Origin of the sequence: Stenotrophomonas sp. AN71, from assembly GCF_050435725.1 — a bacterium.
GTDB lineage: Bacteria > Pseudomonadota > Gammaproteobacteria > Xanthomonadales > Xanthomonadaceae > Stenotrophomonas.
Window position 1 is genome coordinate 178507 of sequence record NZ_JBNDKU010000005.1, and the last position, 16372, is coordinate 194878.

A 16372-nucleotide genomic window follows, 5' to 3' on the forward strand; every position below is an offset into this window, starting at 1 on the left:
CAGCGTGTGGCCACCCTCAATCCACCGCGACGGTCTGCAGGATCGCTCGTGCCAGCGCGGGGCCGGAGCTGGATTCGGCTTCCGCCACCAGGCGATGGCCGGCCACTGCCACGAACAGGGTCTGCACGTCCTCGGGCACCACATGGTTGCGGCCAAGCAGCAGCGCATGGGCCCGGGCGGCGCGCAGCAGGGCCAGCCCGGCACGCGGTGACAGGCCTACGCGGACGCCGGCGTGCTGCCGGCTGCGGGTCAGCAGGGCCTGCACGTAGTCGATGAGCGCGTCGCTGGCATGCACCTGGCCCACTGCGTCGCGCAGCGCGCGCACCTGGGTGTCGTCCAGCTTCGGCACCGCGCGTGCGATCAGGTCGCGGCGATCGGCGCCGCGCAGCAGTTCACGTTCGGCCTGTGCGCTCGGGTATCCCATGGCCAGGCGCAGCAGGAAGCGATCCAGCTGCGAATCCGGCAGCGGAAAGGTGCCGGACAGGTCGACCGGATTCTGCGTGGCGATCACGAAGAAGGGGGCGGGCAGGGGATGCGTCTGCCCGTCCAGGGTGACCTGTTGTTCGGCCATCGCCTCCAGCAGAGCACTCTGCGTGCGCGGCGGTGCGCGGTTGATCTCGTCGGCCAGCAGCACGTGGGTGAACACCGGCCCGGGGTGGAACTGGAACTGGCGGCTGCCGGCCTCGTACACCGACACGCCCAGCACGTCCGCCGGCAACAGGTCGGAGGTGAACTGCACGCGCTGGAAGCTGAGGCCGAGACTGCTGGCCAACGCATGCGCCAACGTGGTCTTGCCCAGGCCGGGCAGATCCTCGATCAGCAGGTGGCCGCCGGAAAGCAGTGCAACAAAGGCCAACCGGACTTCCGGCACCTTGCCCAGCACCAGAGCGTTCACCTGATCCTGTGCCTCCCGCAGAGCTTGGCGCAGGTGATCGGTTAGCATGCTGGGATTGGGGGACGAGGCTGGCATGATCGTCTCAGGTCTGGAATCCATTCGATTATCCATAGAGCAATGCAAGGCGAACAGCGCGCGCGAACGATTTTTCTCTGGTTGTGGACGCTGGTCACAGCGGCCAAGCTGGTGGTGGCCGCGCGTCTGCCGCTGTTCGTCGATGAGGCGTTCTATTGGCAGGAAGGCCAGCATCTGGCCGCCGCCTACTCCGATCTTCCCGGGCTGACCGCCTGGCTGGCACGCCTGGGCGTTGAGATCGGCGGCCATCACGTGCTCGCGCTGCGCCTGCCGTTCCTTGCCATCGGTGCGCTGCTGCCGCTGCTGGTGGTGCGCACTGCCACGCGTTGGTTCGGCAATGTGGCTGGTTGGCAGGCCGGCAGCCTGACCCTGTTGATGCCGTTGTCGGCTACGCTGGGCCTGCTGGCGGTGCCGGATGTGCCGATGGCACTGGCCGCGGTGATCTGTCTGCATGCCGGTGCGCGCCTTCTGCACAGCGTGGACGCCTCTTCGGCGATGAAGCTGGCGCTGGGCCTGCTGATAGGTGCGCTCAGCCACTACCGCTTCATCGGTGTCATCGGTGTGGGTTTCATTGCGCTGCTGGCATTGCCGCAGGGCCGGCGCATGCTGGCCGATCCGCGTGTGTGGGTGGCGCTGGCCGTCGGCGTGCTGGCCTGGCTGCCGTTGCTGGCCTGGAATGCGGACAACCACGATGCCGGCTTGAAGTTCCAGGTGGTCGAGCGTCATCCCTGGGCCTTCGAGTGGAATGGGCTGTGGTTCCTGGTGATCCAGCCGATGCTGGTGACGCCGATCCTGTGCATTGCGATGTGGAAGGTGGCGCTGGCCGGTACCCGCAGTGGCGGTGGTGCGCGCGTGCAGTGGCGCTACTTCGGCCTGGTGGGCGGCGTATCAACGCTGGGCATCTTCCTGCTGGGCTTCTTCACCGATGTCGAACGGATCAGTTTCCATTGGCCCCTGCCGGGCTACCTGGCGCTGCTGGTGGCGGTGCCGGTGGTGCTCAACGGCTGGCCGCGCTGGATGCGCCGTACCGGTTGGTGGCTGGCTGGGGCCGGTACCGTGCTTGCCTTCGGCTACTACCTGATGGCCTCCACGCCGGCGCTGCGCGAGCAGATGGCCGGCAGCAAGTACTACCCGCGCAACTTTGCCGGATGGCAGCCGCTGGCAGTGGCGGTGCGTGATGAGTTGCGGCAGATGCCAGCGGGCACGCGTGTGCTGGCCGGCAACTTCAAGGTAGGGGCCGAGCTGGGCTTCCAGCTGGGCAACGGCGATGTCGACGTGCTGCCGCATCCACTCAATGACAAGCACGGGCGAACCGCACAGCTGGCGCAGTGGGACCTGTTGCACGAAGGTCCGCGCAATGCACCGACACTGCTGGTGCTGGCGCCCAGTGACCAGCGTTATCGCGATCTGCTGGCGCGCTACCACATCATCTGCGAGCAGGTGGGCCCGCTGCCCGCGCCGCGCGTGGTCAGCAGCGATCATGGCTTCCAGCGCTTCCTGTTGTTCCGCCTGCCGGCGCAACGCACGCAAGGGCCATGCGTGACACCGGCGATGGCCTGGCTGGATGCACCGTCCAATGGCCAGGCGGTTTCCGGCACATTCGCCATCAAGGGCTGGGCCTTCAAGGATGGCGTCGGTCTGGCGCGCGTTGAAGTACTGGTGGATGGCCGCTCGATCGGTGATGCCCAGTACGGGCGCGTGTTCGATATCCGCCAGGCGTGGCCGGACAGCACCGATCCGCAGCATCCTGCGGTGGGCTTCGACGCATCACTGGAGACCGCTACGCTGGCACCGGGCCGGCACTGGCTGGGCCTGCGCCTGCATGGGCGCGATGGCAGCGTGGAGGAGTGGCAGGAGCAGCCGTTCGAGGTGCGTTGAGCGTCGCTCGACGCTACAACTCACGGCACCGCGAACCCCGCCTGCCGAAGCAGTCCGCACAGGGCAATCAATGGCAGGCCGATCAGTGCGGTCGGATCGCGGTTGTCGATCGCTTCGAACAGGCTGATGCCCAGGCCTTCGCATTTGAAGCTGCCGGCGCAGTCCAGTGGCTGTTCAGCAGTGACGTAGCGGGCGATCTCCTGCTGGCCCAACGTGCGGAAACGCACTTCGGTCAGGTCCACAGCGGCGAGGGATTCTCCATCACGCATGAGACTGATCGCCGTATGGAAGCGCACCGTCTGCCCGGCCATCGCCGCCAGCTGCGCGCAGGCCGCATCGACCGTGCCCGGCTTGCCCAGCGGCTGGCCGTTCAGGTCGGCTACCTGGTCCGAGCCGATCACCCAGGCACCAGGGTGGCGAGCGGCCACGTCGGCGGCCTTGGCGGCGGCCAGGCGGATGGCCAGGGCCAGCGGTGCCTCGCCGTTCAACGCCGTTTCATCCACGTCCGGGCGTGCGCAGTCGAAGGGCAGGGCCAGCCGTTGCAGCAGTTCTCGGCGGTAGCGGGAGGTGGAGGCCAGGACCAGTGACATGCGACAATACCGGGGCAGGGCGCGGCAGTCTGGCCCGTCCGCAGCGCCAGCAGCAAGTCCTGTATGGCGGGCATTTGACAGCAGTCGCCTCGATCCTTAGTATTCAGCGGCTTATGTCCGCGAACGTGCCCGAAACGCTGGATGCCTGGCGGATGGTTGTAGCGCGAAGGCGCTTCGACGGTCAGGTCTCCCTGGCTGAATTGACCCGCCTGCAAGGGTTGGTCGCAGATACCGACGGCGAGTGTGCCTACTCGCTTGAATTCGGTCGCGACGACGTCTTGCGGGTATCCTATGTGGAACTGACCATCGATACCGCGTTGCCGCTGACCTGTCAGCGCAGCATGCAGCGATTCCTGTTGCCGGTGAAGATGACCCAAAGGCTTGGCCTGATCCGCGATGAGGACGAGGAATCGTCCTTGCCCGAGGAATACGAGGCGTTGCTGGTGCCGGAAGATGGCCAGCTGCGTCCGTTGGACCTGGTCGAAGACGAGCTGGTGCTGGCGGTGCCGGTGGTGCCGTTGTCGCCTGACGGTGAGGCAGTCGACAAGGACTGGGCGCCGAGCGACGAAGAAACGAAGAAGGCCAACCCGTTCGCGGCGTTGGCGGCATTGAAGAAACAATAGCAGCCGGATTGTCGTCGGCGGCTGCGGCGAAAGCGAAAGTGTGCTGGGCGCTGGCGTCCTGCGCGACGATACGACGAAGCAAAACGAACCGAGTTTGGAGCAATCCCATGGCTGTGCAGAAATCCCGTGTCACCCCGTCCCGCCGCGGCATGCGTCGTGCGCATGACGCCCTGAGCGCCAAGCAGCTGTCGACCGACCCGACCACGGGCGAAGTGCACCTGCGTCACCACATCACTGCCGATGGTTTCTACCGCGGCAAGAAGGTCATCCAGACCAAGACCTCGGCCGTCGAAGAAGATTGATGTGCCGGGAAGGCCGCTGCCTCCGGGCAGCGGCCTTCGCCTTTCTTCCCGGGTGTGCCGGTGATCGGCGACCCGCGCAACAGGAAACATGATGAGCAAGCGGATCTATTCGAGGATCGCGGGCACCGGTAGCTATTTGCCGGAAAAAGTCCTGACCAACGCCGACCTGGAAAAGATGGTCGAAACCTCGGATGAGTGGATCCAGTCGCGCACCGGCATTCGTGAACGGCACATCGCGGCCGAAGGCGAAACCACCAGCGACCTCGGCTACAACGCTGCCCTGCGTGCGCTTGAAGCGGCCGGTATCGACGCTTCGCAGCTCGACATGATCGTGGTCGGTACGACCACGCCTGACCTCATTTTTCCGTCCACCGCGTGCCTGATCCAGGCCAAGCTCGGTGTGGCGGGGTGCCCTGCCTTCGACGTCAATGCGGCCTGTTCGGGCTTCGTGTTCGCGCTGGGCGTGGCCGACAAGTTCATCCGCTCCGGCGACTGCAGGCATGTGCTGGTGATCGGCACCGAGACGCTGACCCGCATGGTGGACTGGAACGATCGCACCACCTGCGTGCTGTTCGGTGATGGCGCCGGCGCCGTCGTGCTCAAGGCCGACGAAGAGACCGGTATCCTCAGCACCCACCTGCATTCCGATGGCAGCAAGAAAGAATTGCTGTGGAACCCGGTCGGTGTCTCGACCGGTTTCAAGGACGGCGCCAACGGCGGCGGCACCATCAACATGAAGGGCAACGACGTGTTCAAGTACGCCGTCAAGGCGCTGGACTCGGTCGTGGACGAGACCCTGGCCGCCAACGGCCTGGACAAGTCGCACCTGGATTGGCTGATCCCGCACCAGGCCAACCTGCGCATCATCGAAGCCACGGCCAAGCGCCTGGACATGTCGATGGATCAGGTCGTGGTCACCGTCGACAAGCACGGCAATACGTCGTCGGCCTCGGTGCCGTTGGCGCTGGACGCTGCGGTGCGTTCGGGCAAGGTCGAGCGCGGCCAGCTGCTGCTGCTGGAAGCCTTCGGCGGCGGCTTCACGTGGGGTTCGGCCCTGCTGCGCTATTGATAGTGCTAGTTACGACAATGTGAAGTTTTGTCGTTGCGGCCCCTCTGGGGCCGTAACGCGTTTAAGGAGGACCTGTCATGGTTGAGCCCATCGTCATCGAAGGGCAACGTGCCTGGCTGAAGCAGTACGGCAAGGGAAGCCGAGCAATGGCCCTGGGCCTGCTCAATTTTGTTGCCCGCCGTTTCCATCTGGATGCCCTGCGTCCGCCACCGCATCGCGGCGGCGAGGCGGCGCGCGAAACCGAAGCCCGTCGCCTGGCAGAACTGCAGGCACAGGGCGTGAACGTGCCCGAGGTGCTGGGTACGGGCCATGCCGCGCTGGTGATCGGCGACAACGGCAGTTCGTTCAATACCTGTCTGCGCGAAGCTGACGACGCTGGTCGCGATCGGCTGGTGATGGCGGCCATGCACGCCCTTGCCGAAGCGCATGCCCGTGGCGCCTATTTCGGCCAGCCGCTGCCGCGCAACCTCACCTGGGACGGCGAGAAGGTGGGCTTCATCGATTTCGAGGAAGATCCGCTGGAAGTGATGGACCTGGCCGAGGCACAGGCGCGTGACTGGCTGATGTTCGGCTATGGCGTGGCCAAGTACTACGCCGACCGCCCTGAGCACCTGCAGGCGATGATGGCCGAGGCGATGGGCGATATCCAGGCACCGGTGCGCGAGCACGTGCACGCGGTCAGTGGCCGCCTGCGCAGCCTGGCCCGGGTGTGCATGAAGCTGGGCCGTTCAGCGCGTGCGCTGGCCCACTCGATCTTCATCACCCATGGCGCCACCACCACCGGTGTGGTGATGCTGGTGGGCCTGTGCGTGGATTTCCTGGCCGACGGCCATCTGGACGTGCTGGAACTGTTCTGCTGATCGTCGGCTGGGGTCAGATCCCTTTTCCCATGGAAAAGGGATCTGACCCTGGATCTCCAGTGCCTTGCGACAGCCATTCACCATACGCGTGCATACGCGCACGTACAGACGACACGGCATGTTCCCCCTTATCATGGCCCGCTTCGATTGCAACAAGCGGATGACCGCGTGACCGTATCCACCCTCGCTTTTGTCTTCCCCGGCCAGGGCTCGCAGTCTGTGGGCATGGTGGCCGAGCTGGCCGAACTGCACCCGCAGGTACGTGAGGCCTTCACCGAAGCATCCGATGGTGCCGGCGTCGACCTGTGGGCGCTGTCCCAGGGTGGCCCGGAGGAAATGCTCAACCGCACTGAATACACCCAGCCGGCGCTGCTGGCCGCAAGCATCGGCGTGTGGCGCGCCTGGACCGCCGTGGGCGGCCCGCGTCCGTCGGTTCTGGCTGGTCACAGCCTGGGTGAGTACACCGCCCTGGTCGCCGCTGGCGCCCTCAGCCTGTACGACGGTGCGCACCTGGTGCGCCTGCGCGGTCAGCTGATGCAGGAAGCCGCTCCGGCCGGTGTCGGCGCGATGGCCGCCGTGCTCGGCGCCGAAGACCAGCTGGTGCTGGACGTCTGCGCCGAAGCCGCCGGCAGCCAGGTGGTCGTTCCGGCCAACTTCAACTCGCCGGGCCAGATCGTGATCGGCGGCGACGCTGACGCTGTTGACCGTGCGCTGGCGCTGCTGGCCGAAAAGGGCGTGCGCAAGGCGGTCAAGCTGGTTGTCAGCGTGCCCTCGCATACTCCGCTGATGCGTGAAGCCGCCAATCGCCTGGCCGAAGTGATGGCCGGCCTGTCCTGGCACGCCCCGCAGCTGCCGGTGGTGCAGAACGTCGATGCGCAGGTGCATGCCGGTCTCGACGCGATCCGCACCGCGCTGGTGCAGCAGCTGTACCAGCCGGTGCAGTGGACCGGTTGCGTGCAGGCGCTGGCCGCCCGTGGTGTCACCCGGATCGCCGAGTGCGGCCCGGGCAAGGTACTGACCGGTCTGACCAAGCGCATCGACAAGGCCATCGACGGCCGTTCCCTGGCCACCCCGGGCGACTTCGAAACCGCCCGCGAGGCATGGTCGGCCTGATTCCCCCGTTCCTGCCGACCGTGCCGGTGGCCGCTGCAAGCGGCACGGGTGCGGCGGCCGCCCCAGCCTGAGGAAAACATCATGAGCAAGCCCCTGCAGGGTGAAATCGCACTGGTCACCGGCGCCAGCCGTGGCATTGGTGCCGCCATCGCCGATCTGCTGGCCGCCCAGGGCGCCACCGTCATCGGCACCGCCACCACTGAATCCGGCGCTGCCGCGATCGGTGAGCGCCTGGCCGCCCTCGGAGGTCACGGCCGTGCGCTGAACGTCACCGACGCCGCCGCACTGGACAGCGTGCTGGACGGCATCGCCAAGGAGTTCGGTGCGATCTCGATCCTGGTCAACAATGCCGGCATCACCCGTGACAACCTGCTGATGCGCATGAAGGACGAGGACTGGGCGTCGATCATCGACACCAACCTGACCAGCGTGTTCCGCACCAGCAAGGCGGTCCTGCGCGGCATGATGAAGGCGCGCAAGGGCCGCATCATCAACATCGCCTCGGTGGTGGGCGTGACCGGCAACGCCGGCCAGGCCAACTACGCCGCGGCCAAGGCCGGCATCATCGGCTTCAGCAAGTCGCTGGCCAAGGAAATCGGTTCGCGCGGTGTCACCGTCAATGTTGTCGCACCTGGCTTCATCGACACCGACATGACCAAGGCGTTGCCGGAGGAAGCGCGTACCGCGCTGATCAACGACATCGCCCTCGAACGCTTGGGTTCGCCGGAGGACATCGCCCATGCGGTGGCCTTCCTGGCCAGCCCGGCTGCCGGTTACATCACCGGCGAAACCCTCCATGTGAACGGTGGCATGTACATGCCGTAAGCAAGGGGCGCAGGGATTGCGCCGCAAGTGGTTGATCTGCGTGGATTTTTGCTGCAATGCAAGGTCGCGCCGGTTTCCACTACACTATCCCACGGCCATCGCCATTGATGGCGACCACTTTTGAACCACAACTCCATCTGGAGCGAGATCCCATGAGCACCATCGAAGAACGCGTCAAGAAAATCGTCGTCGAACAGCTTGGCGTCAAGGAAGAAGAAGTCACCAACAGCGCATCGTTCGTCGATGACCTGGGCGCTGACTCGCTGGACACCGTCGAGCTGGTGATGGCGCTGGAAGAAGAATTCGAGTGCGAGATCCCGGACGAAGAAGCCGAGAAGATCAGCACCGTGCAGGCTGCGATCACCTACATCACGGCCCACGTCAAGGCCTGATGCAGGAAGGCTGTGCGCGTGCGGGCCACCGCTCGCCGCGCACCGCACCCCCATGGGGCCGCTGTTTGCGGCCCTGTGTGTTTGAGCATCACACCGAAGCAAACCGAGTTACCCGTAAAGAACGTTCGGGTCAGGAGAATCAGCAATGAAGCGTCGCGTCGTCGTAACCGGCCTGGGTATCGTCTCGCCGTTGGGCAATGATCTGGCCAGCAGCTGGGAAGGCATCACCCACGGTCGTTCGGGCATCGGTCCGCTGACCAACGTTTCTGATGCCTATCTGGATCGGTTCACCACCAAGATTGCAGGTGAGGTCAAAGGATTTGACATCACCGCCGACAACGCACTGTTCGGCAAGTATCGGGTCAGCGGCAAGGATGCCAAGAAGATGGACCCGTTCATCCATTACGGCCTCGGCGCCTCCTTCATGGCCCTGCACGACTCGGGCCTTGAGATCACCGACGCCAATGCCGAGCGCATCGGCGCCATCGTCGGCGCCGGCATCGGCGGCCTGCTCGGCATCGAAGAGCAGACCATCGAGTTCCACGAGGGCAAGAAGATCTCGCCCTTCTACGTGCCCAAGACCATCATCAACATGCTGCCGGGCCAGCTGAGCATCATCAGCGGCCTGAAGGGCCCGTCGTTCTCGGCGGTATCGGCGTGCGCGACGTCGAACCATTCGATCGGCACCGCGATGCGCATGATCCAGTACGGCGATGCCGACGTGATGGTGGTGGGTGGCGCGGAGCGTGGCTCGTCGCCGACCGCGCTGGGCGGCTTCTGTGCGATGAAGGCCATGAGCACCCGCAACGACGCCCCGGAACAGGCCTCGCGCCCGTGGGACAAGGACCGCGATGGCTTCGTGCTGGGTGACGGCGCCGGCATCCTGATCCTGGAAGAGTACGAGCACGCCAAGGCGCGTGGCGCGAAGATCTACTGCGAACTGGCCGGCTTCGGCGCCAGCTCCGACGCGTACCACATGACCGCACCGAGCGAGAACGGCGAAGGCGCCGCGCGCTGCATGGTCATGGCCATGAAGGACGCCGGCGTCACCCCGGAACAGGTGGGCTACCTCAACGCACACGGCACCTCCACGCCGCTGGGCGACCTGGGCGAAACCATGGCGATGAAGACCGCCTTCGGCGACCACGCCTACAAGATGATGGTCAGCTCCACCAAGTCGATGACCGGCCACCTGCTCGGCGCGGCCGGCGGCGTGGAAGCGATCTTCTCGGTGATGGCGCTGCAGGACAACATCATTCCGCCGACCATCAACCTGGAACAGCCGGGCGAAGGCTGCGACCTGGACTACGTGCCCAACGAAGCACGCCAGGCCAAGGTCGATGTGGTGATGTCCAATGGCTTCGGCTTTGGCGGCACCAACGGCACGCTGATCTTCAAGCGCGTCTGACCGGCATCCGGGTATCCGGATCAATGCCGTGCACCACGGGGCCGCCGCAAGGCGGCTTCCGTGCATCTGAACCCCCGAACTGGCTGCCATGACCCACGCACCGCTGATCCACCCGCTGCCGCACCCGATCGACCTGCTGGCCCTGCAGCAGCACGACCCGGCGCGCTTCCCGCTGCTGATGGAATCCACCGCTTCGGGTACCGCCCAGGGCCGCTGGAGCCTGCTGCTGGCCGCACAGGGCGATTGCCTGCGGCTGGATGCCGATGGCCAGGTGCGCGACCAGCACGACGCCGTGCACGCCGGCAGCTTCCTGCAGGTGCTGGACCGCGCGTGGCAGGCCGAACGTCTGCCGCACGACGGCAGCCACAGCCTGCCGTTCCGTGGCGGCTGGGCGTTGATGCTCGATTACGAAGTGGCCAGCCAGATTGAACCGGTGCTGCCGGCGCGTGCGCGCGACGATGGTCGCCCGACCGCGCTGGCGCTGCGCTGCCCGGCGGCGGTGCTGCATGACCATGAGCAGGACGCCAGCTTCGTCATCGCCGAAGCGGACGAGCAGGCGCTGCTGGATGCACTGGTGGCACAGGCTTCATCCGTGTTGCCCGAAGCCGGGCAGGGCTGGCAGCCGCCGCAGTCGGTAGGCGAAGACGCGCCGCAGCGCTTCACCGACGGCGTGCGCCGGGTGATCGAGTACCTGCGTGCCGGCGACGTGTTCCAGGTGAACCTGTCGCGGCGCTGGAGCGCGCAGTTCGCCGCGCCGGTCAGCCCGCAGGCGCTGTATGCGCAGCTGCGCCGTGCCAACCCGGCACCGTTCGCCGGGCTGTTCAGCGCGCACGGCCGCCACGTGGTCAGTTCCTCGCCGGAGCGGCTGGTGTCGGTGCATGCCGGCCATGCGCAGACGCGTCCGATTGCCGGCACGCGGCCGCGCTTCGAGGGTGATGATGACGCCGCGCGCATCCAGGAGCTGGTCGGCCACCCGAAGGAGCGTGCCGAGCACGTGATGCTGATCGACCTGGAGCGCAACGACCTGGGCCGCATCTGCCTGCCAGGCACCGTGGTGGTCGATGAGCTGATGACCGTGGAGAGCTACGCCCATGTGCACCACATCGTCAGCAACGTCAGTGGCCATCTGCGCCCGGAGGTCACCCCCGGCGAAGTGATCGCCGCGACGTTCCCTGGCGGCACCATCACCGGCTGCCCCAAGGTGCGCTGCATGCAGATCATCAGCGAACTGGAGCAGGTGCCGCGCGGCGCCTATACCGGTGCGTTCGGCTGGCTGAACCGCGATGGCGACCTGGACCTGAACATCCTGATCCGTACCGCCGAAGTGGACGACCATGAGGTCAGCTTCCGCACCGGCGCCGGCATCGTGGTCGATTCGGACCCGGACAAGGAACTGGACGAGACCCGCGCCAAGGCCCGCGGCCTGCTGCGCGCGCTGGGCCAGCAGGGCTGATCGACGGCCCGCGCCGGGCATGGCCCGGCGCACGGATGCGCCGGACATGGATTGTGGTGGGTGCCGACCGTTGGTCGGCACGGGCACATGCCCCCGGTCATGACCCCAATCCACCGGCACGGTATCCTGCACGACGGAATCGAGTTCAGAGGTAGTCCATGGCGGGAGCCAAGCGCGGGTGTCTGTTCGTGGTAACGCTGGTGGTGGTGCTGGGCGCCATCGTGGCCGGTGCGGGCGCGTGGTTCTTCTACCAGCAGACCCGGTTCGCCGATGCCCCGATCACTCCGACTGCCGAGAGCATGGTCATCGCCAGTGGCGATGGCATGAACAGCGTGCTGCGCAAGCTGCGCGACGCCGGCGTGGACGAAGGCCAGGACGCGCAGTGGCAGCTGCTGGCACGGCAGCTCGATGCCGCCGGCAAGTTGAAGGTGGGCGAGTACGCACTCAGCAACGCGCTGACCCCGCGCGAACTGCTGCTGCGCATGCGCGCCGGCAAGGTGCTGCAGCATCGCGTCACGATTGTTGAGGGCTGGAACATCCGCCAGCTGCGTGCCGCGCTCAAGCGCGCCGAACCGTTGCTGCACACCACCGACAGCCTCGATGACGCCGCACTGATGCAGCGCCTCGGATTCGGCGGCCAGCACCCGGAAGGCCGCTTCCTGCCGGAAACCTACGTCTACCAGCGCGGCGACAGTGACCTCGATGTGCTCAAGCGCGCTCATGGCGCGATGGAGAAGGCACTGGACGAAGCGTGGGAAAGCCGCGCGCCGGACCTGCCGATCAACACGCCCTACGAACTGTTGACGATGGCCTCGATCATCGAAAAGGAAACCGCGCTGGCCAGCGAGCGCCCGCAGATTGCCGGGGTGTTCATGCGCCGCCTGAAGATCGGCATGCGCCTGCAGACCGATCCGACCGTGATCTACGGCATCGGTGCGGCCTACGACGGCAACATCCGCCGCCGCGACCTGACCACCGATACGCCCTACAACACCTATACCCGTGCCGGCCTGACCCCGACCCCGATCGCCATGCCCAGCCGCGATGCACTGATGGCCGCCGCACAGCCGCTGTCCGGTGATGCGCTGTACTTCGTCGCCGTGGGCGATGGTAGCGGTGCGCACGTATTCTCGCCGAGCCTGGACCAGCACAACGCCGCAGTGGCCCGCTACCTGCAGCAGCTGCGCCAGCAACGTACCAAGGAGAACCCGGCGCAATGAGTCCCGCGCTGCTTCGCCATCCCCGTTTCGTCAGCCTGGAAGGCGGCGAGGGCGCGGGCAAGACCACTGCCATCAACGCCATCCGCGATTGCCTGCGCAGCCACGGCCACGAGGTGGTGCTGACCCGCGAGCCAGGCGGTACACCGCTGGCCGAGCGTATCCGCGGCCTGGTGCTGAAGCCCGACGCCGAGATCGCTGCCGAACCACTGAGCGCCGAAGCCGAACTGCTGCTGGTGTTCGCCGCGCGCGCGCAGCATGTGCGCCAGGTGATCCAACCGGCACTGCAGCGTGGTGCCTATGTGCTGAGTGATCGCTTCACTGATTCCAGCTATGCCTACCAGGGCGGTGGCCGCGGGCTTGATCCGCAGTGGATCGCCGATCTGGAACGTCGCGCCGTCGGCCTGCTGCCGGGCCTGACCCTGTTGCTGGACGTGGACGTGGCCGTGGGCCGCGCGCGCGCCAACGGTCGTGACCTGTGGCCGGACCGCATCGAGAGCGAACAGGACGATTTCTTCCAGCGCGTGCGTGCCGTGTTCCGCGATCGTGCGCAGCAGGACCCACGGCGCTTCGCGTTGATCGACGCCGGCCAGGCGCAGGCGCGCGTGGCCGCCGACGTGGTTGCGCACGTCGAACGCTGGCTGCAGGACGGGGAGGGCGCATGAGCACGTTTTCGCCATGGCAGCAGCGTGCGTTCGAGCAGACCGTGGCCGCGTTGGATGCGGATCGGCTGGGCCATGGCCTGCTGATCTGCGGCCCGGCCGGGCTGGGCAAGCGTGAGGTGGCGCTGGCACTGGCCGACCACGTGCTGGCGCGTGGCGATGCCGCGCATGCCACGCGCACGCGCCAGCTGATCGCCGCCGGCACCCATCCAGACCTGCAGCTGATCAGCTTCATTCCGAACAAGAGTGGCGACAAACTGCGCACCGAGATCGTGATCGAGCAGGTGCGCGAGATCACCAACAAGCTGGCGCTGACCCCGCAGTACGGCGTGGCGCAGGTGGTGATCGTGGACCCGGCCGACGCGATCAACCGCTCGGCGGCCAATGCGTTGCTGAAGACCCTGGAAGAACCGCAGCCGGGCCGCTACCTGTGGTTGATCAGCAGCGATCCGGCGCGACTGCCGCAGACCGTGCGCAGCCGCTGCCAGCGCCTGGAATTCAAGCTGCCGCCGCGTGAGGAAGCACTGGCCTGGCTGCAGCAGCAGGGACACAGCGAGGCGTCGGCGCGTGAGGCGCTGGAGGCGGCGCGCGGCCATCCAGGCCAGGCCGACAACTGGCTGCGCGAAGATGGCCTGAGCCTGCGCCGCGAAGTGGGCCGCGAGCTGGAACAGCTGGCCGCCGGCAAGACCGGTGCGGTGGAACTGGCACAGAAGTGGTGTGGCGATGACAACGCCGCGCTGCGCCTGCGCTTCGCCGCTGACCTGGCGCTGGCCCAGGCCAGCACCGATGCCTTGACCGCGCCGGAGCGATTGCACAAGCTTGCAGCCTGGTTCGACGCGGCCAACCGCACCCGCGACCTGCTGCGCACCACGGTGCGTGCAGACCTTGCGGTGGTCGAGTTGCTGCTGGCCTGGAACAAGGTGAACGAGCGGCCTGCCGCAAGGGGAAATCGATGAGTGCCAGCAACGCCCGCCAGGGCATCCTGTCCCTGGCTGTGAAGGACAAAGCCGCGCTGTACAGCGCGTACATGCCGTTCGTGAAGAACGGCGGCATCTTCGTGCCCACGCCCAAGCGCTACTTCCTGGGCGACGAGGTGTTCCTGCTGCTGACCCTGCCCGATTCCAGCGAGCGCCTGCCGGTGGCCGGCAAGGTGATCTGGGTGACCCCGGCCGGCGCACAGGGCAACCGCACCGCCGGTATCGGCGTGCAGTTAGCCGATGGTGCCGAAGGCGAGGGCGTGCGCAACAAGATCGAGACGATCCTGGCCGGCCTGACCAGTTCGGACAAGCCGACCCATACGATGTGATTCCGGTAGCGCCGGGCTATGCCCGGCGGAACCACGGAAACACGCGTGAACCCGCTGTTCTGCAGAGCCGAGCCATGCTCGGCTGCGCACCCCGAAACACCCGTGAACACGAATGTGAAAAAGTGTTGACGCTCTCTGAAAAGCCCCTATAATGAGCGGCTCAGCAACACCGGGCGGTTAGCTCAGCGGTAGAGCATTGCCTTCACACGGCAAGGGTCACAGGTTCGATCCCTGTACCGCCCACCATGTTGCAGAACGAAAGAAGCCTCCAGCAATGGGGGCTTTTTTGTTGCCTGCGCATCAGCGCAGTCTTCCTCCAGCGGGCGCCATGGCGTCGCCCAGCCCGTCATGCGCAGCGCGCGCGATCTGGCGCGCTGCGATGATCAATCCGTCCCGATGGAAGTCACCGAGCTGATCTTGCGGATCGCCTTCCACGCGTGCACGTTCGGCGGCATGCAGGAGATCCAGTACGGCATTCAATGCGGCCAGCGAGCGGTCGAGTGAGCCGAAGCCTGCGGCGCTGAGTGTCTGCGGGGTGCACGCGCGTCCCGCCTGGTCGTCACCGGTGCGGATCGCATCGAGGCAGGAAAGGAACACCGGCCGTGATGGCGGCAGCTGTCGCTCTGCCAGAGTGCATTCGATTTCGCGCGCGAGGTCTTCGGGCACGTCGGCAGCGACGTCGCCGATCAGGGCGTGTAGGCGGGGATGGATGGCGGTTCGGTTGGTCATGGCGAAACCCTCACTGGCGTAGGGCCACCTTCCGGAGCGAAGGTGGCGGGCGGTGCGGGTTGGCGTACCGAGGCAAACAAGCTTCAAGGGAGAAGAACGCCTGGCGGATCTTGCGATCCCCACACACCGCCCGCCATTGAGGGCTGTCGATGCATTCTCTCAACTGCGATTGCTCTCGCAGTCCTTGAAGCCTGTTCGTTTATTCGAGACGCCAATCCCGGCCAAGGCGTTTTTGCCTCGGCGCGGCGATCTTCAAGCCGGGCAATCACATCGGTCTGTAAGGAAAGTTCTCAACTGTCCCTAGGCAGGCCAGACGTTGTCCGATGTGTGCCGTTCGACACGCGCGAGTAGTGCGGCCCATCACTGATGGCGCACATCGCCACCCATGCCGACCGTGCATATGACGACTCCGGAGGGATGCAGCCACGGCAATCGCGTCACCCCGCGCAACGCGCGCGGGAATGTGTCACGGATGGAGGCAGAAGGTTCCATCGCTGCGCTATCCCACCGCCCCGGGCAGGCGTAGTCTCAGCCTGTTGCCGTGCCCCCACTCTGGAGTGCCACCATGCCGCTCGCCCGCATCGATCTTCGCAAAGGTAAATCCGCCGACTACCTGCAACGCGTCGGCGAAACCATCTACCAGGCCATGCGCGCGGTAGGCGTGCCGGAAAACGATCGCTTCCAGATATTCCAGGAACACGCGCCCGGCACGCTGATCTACGATCCCGGCTACCTGGGCGTGGACCGTACCGACGATTTCATCTGCATCCAGATCACCTGGAACGAAGGACGCACGCTGGAGCAGAAGAAGGCGTTGTACCTGGGCATTGCCGAGGGCCTGCATGCGGCAGTGGGCATCCGCCTCGAAGATGTGTTCATCAATCTGGTGGAAGTGAAGAAGGAAAACTGGTCATTCGGTAATGGTGTGGCGCAGTACGTGAGTTGATGGGCGAGGCGTGTCCACGCATGGCGTGG

The 16372-nt window shown here is 66.1% G+C and carries 18 protein-coding genes and 1 tRNA gene; 16 read left to right on the forward strand and 3 right to left on the reverse strand.

Going from position 1 to position 16372, the window contains the following annotated elements:
* Positions 1-16 precede the first annotated feature (16 nt).
* Entirely contained in the window at positions 17-970 is a 954-nt protein-coding gene (locus ABH900_RS10440) for an AAA family ATPase (protein ID WP_429622892.1), read from the reverse strand.
* 42 nt (positions 971-1012) lie between these two features.
* Here ABH900_RS10440 and ABH900_RS10445 point away from each other — a divergent pair, with 42 nt between their 5' ends.
* Positions 1013-2848: a glycosyltransferase family 39 protein gene (locus ABH900_RS10445; RefSeq protein WP_429622775.1), complete on the forward strand. Its 1836-nt coding sequence runs from the start codon at positions 1013-1015 to the stop codon at positions 2846-2848.
* Between the two features lie 20 nt (positions 2849-2868).
* Here the strand turns inward: ABH900_RS10445 and ABH900_RS10450 are convergent, their stop codons facing one another.
* Positions 2869-3438, reverse strand: a complete 570-nt coding sequence (locus ABH900_RS10450; protein WP_429622776.1) for a Maf family protein — start codon at positions 3436-3438, stop codon at positions 2869-2871.
* A gap of 113 nt (positions 3439-3551) precedes the next feature.
* On the opposite strand from ABH900_RS10450, the gene ABH900_RS10455 reads away from it, so the two are divergent.
* The 14 genes from ABH900_RS10455 to ABH900_RS10520 all read left to right on the forward strand — a co-directional run bounded on the left by ABH900_RS10455 (position 3552) and on the right by ABH900_RS10520 (position 14914).
* A complete protein-coding gene (locus ABH900_RS10455) occupies positions 3552-4061 on the forward strand; it encodes a YceD family protein (RefSeq protein WP_429622777.1) in 510 nt (169 codons plus the stop codon).
* 107 nt (positions 4062-4168) lie between these two features.
* Positions 4169-4363 carry a 50S ribosomal protein L32 gene (gene rpmF, locus ABH900_RS10460; RefSeq protein WP_004154640.1) on the forward strand — a complete coding sequence of 65 codons (195 nt, stop codon included), beginning with the start codon at positions 4169-4171 and terminating at the stop codon, positions 4361-4363.
* Positions 4364-4454: 91 nt separating this feature from the next.
* Positions 4455-5432, forward strand: coding sequence for a beta-ketoacyl-ACP synthase III (locus ABH900_RS10465; RefSeq protein ID WP_429622778.1), 978 nt, complete (start codon positions 4455-4457; stop codon positions 5430-5432).
* Between the two features lie 77 nt (positions 5433-5509).
* Complete coding sequence (locus ABH900_RS10470) at positions 5510-6292, forward strand: serine/threonine protein phosphatase (protein WP_429622779.1); 783 nt, start codon at positions 5510-5512, stop codon at positions 6290-6292.
* Between the two features lie 168 nt (positions 6293-6460).
* The gene (fabD, locus tag ABH900_RS10475) at positions 6461-7405 is read left to right on the forward strand and encodes an ACP S-malonyltransferase (protein ID WP_429622780.1); all 945 of its coding nucleotides are present in this window, start codon (positions 6461-6463) and stop codon (positions 7403-7405) included.
* Positions 7406-7486: 81 nt separating this feature from the next.
* Entirely contained in the window at positions 7487-8230 is a 744-nt protein-coding gene (fabG, locus tag ABH900_RS10480; protein ID WP_429622781.1) for a 3-oxoacyl-ACP reductase FabG, read from the forward strand.
* A 152-nt stretch (positions 8231-8382) separates the two neighbouring features.
* Positions 8383-8622, forward strand: coding sequence for an acyl carrier protein (gene acpP / locus ABH900_RS10485; protein WP_429622782.1), 240 nt, complete (start codon positions 8383-8385; stop codon positions 8620-8622).
* A 145-nt stretch (positions 8623-8767) separates the two neighbouring features.
* Positions 8768-10030 carry a beta-ketoacyl-ACP synthase II gene (fabF, locus tag ABH900_RS10490; protein WP_429622783.1) on the forward strand — a complete coding sequence of 421 codons (1263 nt, stop codon included), beginning with the start codon at positions 8768-8770 and terminating at the stop codon, positions 10028-10030.
* A gap of 88 nt (positions 10031-10118) precedes the next feature.
* Positions 10119-11483 carry an aminodeoxychorismate synthase component I gene (locus ABH900_RS10495; protein ID WP_429622784.1) on the forward strand — a complete coding sequence of 455 codons (1365 nt, stop codon included), beginning with the start codon at positions 10119-10121 and terminating at the stop codon, positions 11481-11483.
* 158 nt (positions 11484-11641) lie between these two features.
* A complete protein-coding gene (gene mltG / locus ABH900_RS10500) occupies positions 11642-12703 on the forward strand; it encodes an endolytic transglycosylase MltG (protein ID WP_429622785.1) in 1062 nt (353 codons plus the stop codon).
* Positions 12700-13365: a dTMP kinase gene (gene tmk / locus ABH900_RS10505; protein WP_429622786.1), complete on the forward strand. Its 666-nt coding sequence runs from the start codon at positions 12700-12702 to the stop codon at positions 13363-13365. Before mltG ends, tmk begins: the two co-directional genes overlap by 4 nt.
* Positions 13362-14318 (forward strand): DNA polymerase III subunit delta', encoded by a 957-nt coding sequence (locus tag ABH900_RS10510; RefSeq protein WP_429622787.1) that lies wholly within the window; start codon positions 13362-13364, stop codon positions 14316-14318. Before tmk ends, ABH900_RS10510 begins: the two co-directional genes overlap by 4 nt.
* Entirely contained in the window at positions 14315-14668 is a 354-nt protein-coding gene (locus ABH900_RS10515; protein ID WP_429622788.1) for a PilZ domain-containing protein, read from the forward strand. The genes ABH900_RS10510 and ABH900_RS10515 overlap by 4 nt, the downstream gene beginning before the upstream one ends.
* A 171-nt stretch (positions 14669-14839) precedes the next feature.
* A tRNA-Val gene (locus ABH900_RS10520) sits at positions 14840-14914 on the forward strand.
* A 54-nt stretch (positions 14915-14968) separates the two neighbouring features.
* On the opposite strand, the gene ABH900_RS10525 is transcribed toward ABH900_RS10520, so the two are convergent.
* Positions 14969-15397 (reverse strand): hypothetical protein, encoded by a 429-nt coding sequence (locus tag ABH900_RS10525; RefSeq protein ID WP_429622789.1) that lies wholly within the window; start codon positions 15395-15397, stop codon positions 14969-14971.
* Between the two features lie 565 nt (positions 15398-15962).
* Between ABH900_RS10525 and ABH900_RS10530 the strand changes: the two genes are divergently transcribed.
* The gene (locus ABH900_RS10530) at positions 15963-16343 is read left to right on the forward strand and encodes a tautomerase family protein (RefSeq protein ID WP_429622790.1); all 381 of its coding nucleotides are present in this window, start codon (positions 15963-15965) and stop codon (positions 16341-16343) included.
* The last annotated feature ends 29 nt before the right edge of the window (positions 16344-16372 follow it).

What these genes read in the sequence shown, in the direction of transcription:
- ABH900_RS10440 (WP_429622892.1), bottom strand. Translation starts at nt 970, where the DNA reads ATGCCAGCCTCGTCCCCCAATCCCAGCATGCTAACCGATCACCTGCGC.
- ABH900_RS10445 (WP_429622775.1), top strand. Translation starts at nt 1,013, where the DNA reads ATGCAAGGCGAACAGCGCGCGCGAACGATTTTTCTCTGGTTGTGGACG.
- ABH900_RS10450 (WP_429622776.1), bottom strand. Translation starts at nt 3,438, where the DNA reads ATGTCACTGGTCCTGGCCTCCACCTCCCGCTACCGCCGAGAACTGCTG.
- ABH900_RS10455 (WP_429622777.1), top strand. Translation starts at nt 3,552, where the DNA reads ATGTCCGCGAACGTGCCCGAAACGCTGGATGCCTGGCGGATGGTTGTA.
- rpmF (WP_004154640.1), top strand. Translation starts at nt 4,169, where the DNA reads ATGGCTGTGCAGAAATCCCGTGTCACCCCGTCCCGCCGCGGCATGCGT.
- ABH900_RS10465 (WP_429622778.1), top strand. Translation starts at nt 4,455, where the DNA reads ATGAGCAAGCGGATCTATTCGAGGATCGCGGGCACCGGTAGCTATTTG.
- ABH900_RS10470 (WP_429622779.1), top strand. Translation starts at nt 5,510, where the DNA reads ATGGTTGAGCCCATCGTCATCGAAGGGCAACGTGCCTGGCTGAAGCAG.
- fabG (WP_429622781.1), top strand. Translation starts at nt 7,487, where the DNA reads ATGAGCAAGCCCCTGCAGGGTGAAATCGCACTGGTCACCGGCGCCAGC.
- acpP (WP_429622782.1), top strand. Translation starts at nt 8,383, where the DNA reads ATGAGCACCATCGAAGAACGCGTCAAGAAAATCGTCGTCGAACAGCTT.
- fabF (WP_429622783.1), top strand. Translation starts at nt 8,768, where the DNA reads ATGAAGCGTCGCGTCGTCGTAACCGGCCTGGGTATCGTCTCGCCGTTG.
- ABH900_RS10495 (WP_429622784.1), top strand. Translation starts at nt 10,119, where the DNA reads ATGACCCACGCACCGCTGATCCACCCGCTGCCGCACCCGATCGACCTG.
- mltG (WP_429622785.1), top strand. Translation starts at nt 11,642, where the DNA reads ATGGCGGGAGCCAAGCGCGGGTGTCTGTTCGTGGTAACGCTGGTGGTG.
- tmk (WP_429622786.1), top strand. Translation starts at nt 12,700, where the DNA reads ATGAGTCCCGCGCTGCTTCGCCATCCCCGTTTCGTCAGCCTGGAAGGC.
- ABH900_RS10510 (WP_429622787.1), top strand. Translation starts at nt 13,362, where the DNA reads ATGAGCACGTTTTCGCCATGGCAGCAGCGTGCGTTCGAGCAGACCGTG.
- ABH900_RS10515 (WP_429622788.1), top strand. Translation starts at nt 14,315, where the DNA reads ATGAGTGCCAGCAACGCCCGCCAGGGCATCCTGTCCCTGGCTGTGAAG.
- ABH900_RS10525 (WP_429622789.1), bottom strand. Translation starts at nt 15,397, where the DNA reads ATGACCAACCGAACCGCCATCCATCCCCGCCTACACGCCCTGATCGGC.
- ABH900_RS10530 (WP_429622790.1), top strand. Translation starts at nt 15,963, where the DNA reads ATGCCGCTCGCCCGCATCGATCTTCGCAAAGGTAAATCCGCCGACTAC.